At 51.5% G+C, this 7,228-nt stretch carries 4 protein-coding genes and 1 pseudogene; 1 reads left to right on the top strand and 4 read right to left on the bottom strand.

Going from position 1 to position 7,228, the window contains the following annotated elements; all coding sequences use genetic code 11:
- Window positions 1–91: 91 nt before the first annotated feature.
- Window positions 92–447 (top strand): annotated as a pseudogene (locus Q4A89_RS07015) (ISAs1 family transposase); the annotation flags it as partial.
- A gap of 110 nt (window positions 448–557) precedes the next feature.
- Here the strand turns inward: Q4A89_RS07015 and Q4A89_RS07010 are convergent.
- The 4 genes from Q4A89_RS07010 to Q4A89_RS06995 all read right to left on the bottom strand — a co-directional run bounded on the left by Q4A89_RS07010 (window position 558) and on the right by Q4A89_RS06995 (window position 7,131).
- Window positions 558–1,046, bottom strand: a complete 489-nt coding sequence (locus Q4A89_RS07010) for a DUF456 domain-containing protein (protein WP_303184530.1) — start codon at window positions 1,044–1,046, stop codon at window positions 558–560.
- 57 nt (window positions 1,047–1,103) lie between these two features.
- Entirely contained in the window at window positions 1,104–2,081 is a 978-nt protein-coding gene (gene fmt / locus Q4A89_RS07005; RefSeq protein WP_303184528.1) for a methionyl-tRNA formyltransferase, read from the bottom strand.
- 309 nt (window positions 2,082–2,390) lie between these two features.
- A complete protein-coding gene (htpG, locus tag Q4A89_RS07000; protein ID WP_303184527.1) occupies window positions 2,391–4,451 on the bottom strand; it encodes a molecular chaperone HtpG in 2,061 nt (686 codons plus the stop codon).
- Window positions 4,452–4,566: 115 nt separating this feature from the next.
- Window positions 4,567–7,131: an ATP-dependent Clp protease ATP-binding subunit gene (locus Q4A89_RS06995; RefSeq protein WP_303184526.1), complete on the bottom strand. Its 2,565-nt coding sequence runs from the start codon at window positions 7,129–7,131 to the stop codon at window positions 4,567–4,569.
- Window positions 7,132–7,228 lie beyond the last annotated feature (97 nt).

The following is a 7,228-nucleotide window of genomic DNA, read 5'->3' as shown; positions in this document are numbered from 1 at the left end:
ATCTATCAAGTAAAAAATTATTACATTTAAAAATTGCATGAAAAACACATAAAAATGCAGTTAATAATATTTAAATAGTTAAGGGAGGGTAGAAATAGAAGCATCATTCCATCCTCTGTTTCAAAAATATATCCTCCTTAACGAATAGACGGATTTGTCTCATGGACGCATAGAAACTCGTCGCTATGAAAGCATTCTCAATCCCTTGGAGATAAAAGCTGACGGAGTGTCAACTCGTCGGAAAGGCTTGAGGTCGATACACAAAGTGGTACGCAGACGAAAGGATAGAAAGAGCGATAGAATGTGGCGCAGATTATGGATATCATTCAAAAGATCAATTTACTCATTACAGGGTAACTAAAGACAAATATGAGGTCCTCAATCCCTCGTATTCAAAAGAAACACGCTCGAATGAATCCTCAACAACTAACAAGCATACAATTTTAATGTGTCCCCCTGGGAAAAATAAAAAGAGCCCCATTTCATTTTTGGAAAAAAAAAGATTTGTTTCTCTTTTTTGCAGGCGATACAAAAAGCGGGTGAGGCACGCGAAAAAATCAGACGAACGCGGCGATGAAGCAATAGATAAACCATCCGCAGAGGCCGATTTTGCATATCGTGCCGAGCAGAAAGCCGGCGAATGCGCCGAATCCGGATTTTACGGCTTCTCTGATATGGCGTCGTCCCAACAACAATTCACCGGCTACGGCCCCGACGAAAGGGCCGACCAGAATGCCCCATGGAGGGAAGAAGAACACACCGACTAACGTGCCGACGACGCATCCCCAATTGCCCCATCGGCTTCCGTTCCATTTTTTTACGCCCCAGACCGGCATCAAATAGTCGAAAGCGATAGTCAACAGCACCAGCATGAACCAGACGAGGAGTTGCGTGGTGGTGAATTCTACGCGTTCGGTGAAGTGCAGCAGAAGCAATCCCCCGTACGAGAGCGGCGGTCCGGGCAACACGGGGAGCAGGCTCCCGATCAGTCCTCCCAACAGGCAAACGGCTCCGAGGACAATTAACACAATCTCTAATACCATCATCATCTTTTGTATTGTATTGAAGGGTTGAACGAAACAACGACGGAGCGACCGGCAGGTTTATTCCACTCTCGCGTCCGAGAGTGAGACTCCGTTCAGAAAATCACTGACCGCCATCCGTTTTTTGCCGGCCAACTGTACTTCTTTGACACGGATGAACCCGTCTTTGGCGGCAATATCGAGGTGTTTTTTACCGTCGGTACGGATCGCGCCGGGTGCGAGCGAATGGTTTTCCATCCTCTTCTCGGTCGCAAATATTTTCAGCGCCGGGCGATGGCCGTCAGGCAAGACAAGCTCGGTCCATGCCGCGGGATAGGGCGAGAGGCCGCGAACGAAGTCATACACCTTGTCCACAGACTGCTGCCAGTCGATACGACATGTCTCTTTAAAAATCTTCGGCGCGGGGCGCAGTTCCTCTTGGTCAGTGCAAAGCGTTTCCTGCGGCAGGGTTTCGATCATGCCATCGGCTTCGATCAGCAGATCGACCGTTTCAATCACTAATTGTGCTCCGGCGTCCATGAGTGCATCATGTACGCGTCCGGCATCGTCGGTTTCGGCCACGGACAGTCGGCGGCGACGGATGATGTGTCCGGTATCGATCTCGTGCTTCAGGAAAAAAGTCGTTACCCCCGTTTCCTTCTCGCCGTTGATAATCGCCCAGTTGATGGGGGCTGCTCCGCGATATTGCGGCAAGAGTGAGGCATGCAGGTTGAATGTGCCCCAAGGCGGCATCGCCCAAACGACTTCGGGCAGCATCCGGAAGGCAACGACAATCTGCAAGTCAGCTTGCAGCGCACGTAACTCACGGATAAAACGTTCGTCTTTGAGGTTTTCGGGCTGCAAAACGGGCAGCCCCTGCGAAAGGGCATATTGCTTGACGGCCGAAGCCTGAAGCACACTGCCATGGCGTCCCATCGGTTTATCGGGCATGGTGACGACTCCCACAACGCGATAGCCCCCCTCGACAAGGGCGCGCAGGCTCGCCACAGCAAACTCGGGCGTACCCATAAACACTATTTTCAGATCGTTTTTTTCCATACGTTTTCTTCTTATCCGACGACGCAAATGTACACGATAATTTTTTAATCGCAGCATAAGTGTGCTCACACGTGTTTTTATCAGGCCGGAGCATACGACCTTATTAGACGCCCTAATAAGCGTTTATTAGACCGACTCATACGTGCTTATGAGGTAGCCTAATACCGGTTCATCCGGTAGCCTAATGTCGATCCATCCGACAGCCTAATGTCGATTCGTCCGAAACTTGATTAATATAAAGAAGGGAGGCTTCCCCGTTTGGTTTTGCCCCCCTTTTTTTCACCTGTCGAACATCTCACTTCTAACGGATTACCGAATCAAATCGACGCTCCGGCGAATGAAGCGACTCAACGCTTCACCTTTGAGCAATCCGTTACCGAGCAGGGCCAGGTCGATCAGTTGGCCGATGATCGGATTACCGGCGGCATATTCTGCCAGAATGGCATTACGCTGTCCGCGCAGTTCGGTAAGTTTCCGGTTCGTATGCTCCAAGTCTTCTTTTTCGGAAGCCGTGATTTCGTCTTCTTTCTTTTTGTTCTGCGCTTCACGCAAGTCGCTTTGACGAGCTTCCCATCCCTTGATATCGTTCAGAACGGGCTGCAACTTTTCGGTGCAAGCCTTTTCTTCGCCGGCCAGTACGGACTTGATCAGGGCATGATCACTGTTGAGCACGAGGTTGTAACTGTCGGGCATCTCTCCGTAGAACGACATACCGGGCTGCATGGCGGACATTTCGCGCATCCGTCGCATGTATTCGCTTTGCGTAAGCATCACCGGGTTGGCGGCCTCGCCTAAGGCTTCGAACGAAACGGTGAAATCAACTTTGTCGATCTTGGGCAACTGGCTTGTAAAGATTTCCTGCAGGGCCTCTTTCTGACTGTCGTCGAGGTGAATCGTGTTGCCGTCGGTTTTACGGATCAGACGATCGATCGTATCGCTGTCGACACGCACGAACCTCGTCTTCTCGAGCTTCTGTTCCAACTGACTGATGGCATGCACATCCAACTGTCCGTCCATAATCAAAACGCTGTATCCTTTATCTTTAGCGGCCTGAATGTAGCTGTACTGGTCGTTCGGGTTCGTGGTGTAGAGATACGTCAGGAAGCCTTCCTTATCGGTCTGGTTTTCCTTGATCAATTGCCGGTATTCGTCGTACGTATAATATTTGCCGTCTACGTCTTTGTGCAACGCGAACTTGGCGGCGCGTTCGTAAAATTTCTCGTCGCTGAGCATGCCGTACTGAATAAAGAGCTTGAGGCTGTCCCACTTCTCTTCGTATTGCGGACGGTCGTTCTTGAAGATTTCTTCGAGGCGGTCGGCCACTTTTTTGGTGATATGCGCCGAGATCTTCTTCACGTTCTGGTCGCTTTGCAGGTACGAACGCGAAACGTTGAGCGGGATGTCGGGCGAGTCGAGTACGCCGTGAAGCAGGGTCAGGAACTCAGGTACGATGCCTTCGACCGAGTCGGTGACAAACACCTGATTGCAATATAACTGAATTTTGTTGCGATGCAGATCGATGTTGCTCTTGATGCGCGGGAAATACAGAATGCCCGTGAGGTTGAACGGATAATCCACGTTCAGGTGAATCCAGAAGAGCGGCTCGTCGCTCATCGGATAAAGCTCGCAGTAGAACGTCCGGTAATCTTCATCTTTCAGCTCCGACGGCTTGCGTATCCAGGCCGGCTGAGTTTCGTTGACGATCTGATCCTCGTCCGTATCGACGTATTGACCGTCTTTCCACTCCTGCTTCTTCCCGAAGACGATGGGGACGGGCAGATAACGGCAATATTTGTTCAGCAGCGAGGTGATCTTGCTCTTTTCGAGGAATTCCCTGTTGTCGTCGTCGATGTATAAGATGATGTCTGTACCGCGATCGTCTTTCGTCGTTTCCGTCATCTGATATTCGGGCGAACCTTCGCAGCTCCATTTCATCGCCACAGCGTCGTCCTTATACGACTTGGTAACGATTTCGACCTTCTTGGCCACCATGAACGAAGAATAGAATCCCAGTCCGAAATGTCCGATGATGGCAGCCGCGTTGTTCTGATACTTCTGCACGAACTCTTCGGCGCCGGAAAACGCGATCTGGTTGATATACCGGTCTATCTCCTCGGCTGTCATACCGATACCGCGGTCGGAGACGATCAGTTTATCACCTTCGATGCGGATGCGCACGGACAAGTCGCCCAATTCGCCTTTGAAATCGCCGACCGACGATAAGGTTTTCAGCTTTTGTGTCGCGTCGATCGCGTTGGACACCAGCTCACGGAGAAAAATCTCATGGTCGCTGTACAAAAATTTCTTGATGACGGGAAAGATGTTTTCGCTTGTAACACCGATATTTCCCTTGGTTTCGTGATTTGCCATATTGTTTATTTTTCGTTTTTATTGTTTTCTCTATGCCTCTTTCGGACAAAAAAAATGCCAGACCGCACAGGTCTGACATTTTGTCTGTCTGCTTATACACAATTTCCGGCGCGTCTCACGCCTTTTTGATTTCGTGTGTCATTTTGTCCGTTGCCTGATCATATCCGATCACGATCGTATCGCCTTGTGCCACGTTGTCCTGCAAGAGGATACCGGCCATCTCGTCTTCGATATATTTCTGAATCGAGCGTTTCAGCGGGCGCGCACCGAACTGAACATCATACCCTTTCGAGGTGATGTATTCCTTCGCCTCGTCGGTGATTTCCAGCCGATAACCGAGCCCGTCGATCCGTCGATAGACCTCTTTCAGCTCGATGTCGATAATCCGATGAATCGAGGTTTTGTCCAGCGGATCGAACATGACAATATCGTCGATACGGTTCAGAAATTCGGGTGCGAACGACTTTTCCAGCGCTTTACGAATCACGCCACGCGAATAATCTTTGTCCATCGCACCTTGTCCCTGCGGATGGAAGCCGATGCCCCGCCCGAAGTCTTTCAACTGGCGCGTTCCGATATTGGAGGTCATGATCAGAATCGTGTTTTTGAAGTCGATGCGGCGTCCGAGACTGTCGGTCAGCCGGCCCTCGTCGAGTACCTGAAGCAGCAGGTTGAACACGTCGGGGTGCGCTTTCTCGATCTCGTCGAGCAACACTACGGAATAAGGTTTGCGACGCACCTTCTCGGTGAGCTGTCCGCCTTCCTCATAACCGACGTATCCCGGAGGCGCCCCGATCAGACGCGAAACGGCGAACTTTTCGAGGTACTCGCTCATATCGATCCGGATCAGCGCGTCGGGCGTATCGAACAGGAACTCGGCCAGTTTCTTGGCCAGATGCGTTTTGCCGACTCCCGTAGGACCTAAGAACATAAACGTGCCGATGGGCTTGTTCGGGTCTTTCAGTCCGACGCGGTTGCGTTGAATGGCTTTGACGATTTTTTCCACCGCCTCATCCTGTCCGATGATTTTCTCCTTGAGCAGCGCTCCCATGTCGCGCAGCCGCATGTTTTCGGTCTGTGCGATGCGTTGTACGGGTACGCCCGACATCATGGCCACGACCTCGGCTACCTGCTCGGCATCGACCGTTTCACGGTGCTCCTCCATCTCTTCTTCCCATTTTTTTTTGGCCTCTTCCAGTTCGATGATGTATTGCCGCTCGGTATCGCGATGGCTCGCCGCCAACTCGAAATTCTGCGACTTCACGGCCGCCAGTTTGTCATTCCGGGTCGCTTCGATTTTCGCTTCCAGCTCCTCGATATGGCGAGGCACGACAATGGTCGAAATATGCACACGCGAACCGGCCTCGTCCAGCGCGTCGATGGCCTTGTCGGGGAAATTGCGGTCGCTGATGTAGCGTTCTGTCAGTTTGACACACGCTTCGAGCGCCGCATCCGTATAAATCATGTGATGATGCTCTTCGTACCGTTCCTTGATATTCTTGAGAATCTGCAAGGTCTCTTCGGGAGTCGTCGGATCGACCAGCACCTTTTGGAAACGGCGCTCCAAGGCTCCGTCTTTCTCGATGTTCTTCCGGTATTCATCGAGCGTCGTAGCTCCGATACATTGCAGTTCGCCGCGTGCCAGCGCCGGCTTAAGCATATTGGCGGCATCCATCGAGCCCGAAGCCGAACCGGCCCCGACCAGCGTATGAATCTCGTCGATAAACAGAATGATGTTCGGATTTTTTGTCAGCTCGTTCAGCACCGCTTTGATGCGTTCTTCGAACTGTCCGCGATACTTCGTCCCTGCCACGATGGAGGCCATATCGAGACTGATCACCCTCTTATCGAACAGGATGCGCGACACCTTACGCTGAACGATGCGCTGTGCCAATCCTTCGACAATCGCCGACTTCCCGACACCCGGTTCGCCGATCAGCACGGGATTGTTCTTCTTGCGGCGGCTCAGAATCTGTGCCAGCCGTTCGATTTCTTTCTCGCGTCCGACGATCGGGTCTAACTTCCCTTCGGCAGCCGCCCGGGTCATGTCCGACCCGAAATTGTCGAGCACCGGCGTATCGTTCGACACTTTCTGCGATGTACCGGCTGCGCCGCGCGGCGCCCCTCCCGGTGCGGACTGGCCCGAGGAAGACGAAGAATACGACGACGAAAAGGCATCGTCTTCTTCCTCATCATCGTCGGTAAACCCGTCGCGTATCTCTTCGAATTCCGCAATGTCAATATCGGATTCACCGCTCACGCGGCCGTAAACGGCACGATAATCGATCCCCGTCCGTCCCAAAATCTGCGCCGCCGTGTTAAACTCCTCTTTCAGGAGCGCCAGCAGCAGGTGTTCGGTTCGCGTACGTTCGCTTTTAAATATTCGGGCTTCAAGCATGCTCATGCGCAGCACGCGCTCGGTACTTTTGCTGATGGTAATATCGTTGAGCGGCATTTCGCCCGTTTCATACGTATTTCGTATTTCGTGTTCGATCTCTTTTTTGATCTGTGTCAAGTCCACATTCATCTCCTGAAGAATGCTTACGGCGTTGCCGTTGCCTTCGCGCAGCAGGCCCAGCATCAAATGCTCCGGGCCGATGTAGCTGTTCTGTAAACGAGCAGCTTCTTCGCGACTGTATTCAATCACGTCGATTACTTTTTTTGAATAATTATTCTTCATACTTCTCATGCTTCGTCTGTGCAAAGTTAGTAATATCTCCCATAAGTCTTACAAATTTTATGCCAAAACTCGTTTGCCCCTCAAAAGAGCGTAAAAA

The organism is Tannerella sp. (assembly GCF_030528505.1).
Classification (GTDB): Bacteria; Bacteroidota; Bacteroidia; order Bacteroidales; family Tannerellaceae; genus Tannerella.
The sequence above is the reverse complement of the archived record's forward strand: the minus strand, read 5'-3'. Positions and strand labels throughout refer to the sequence as shown.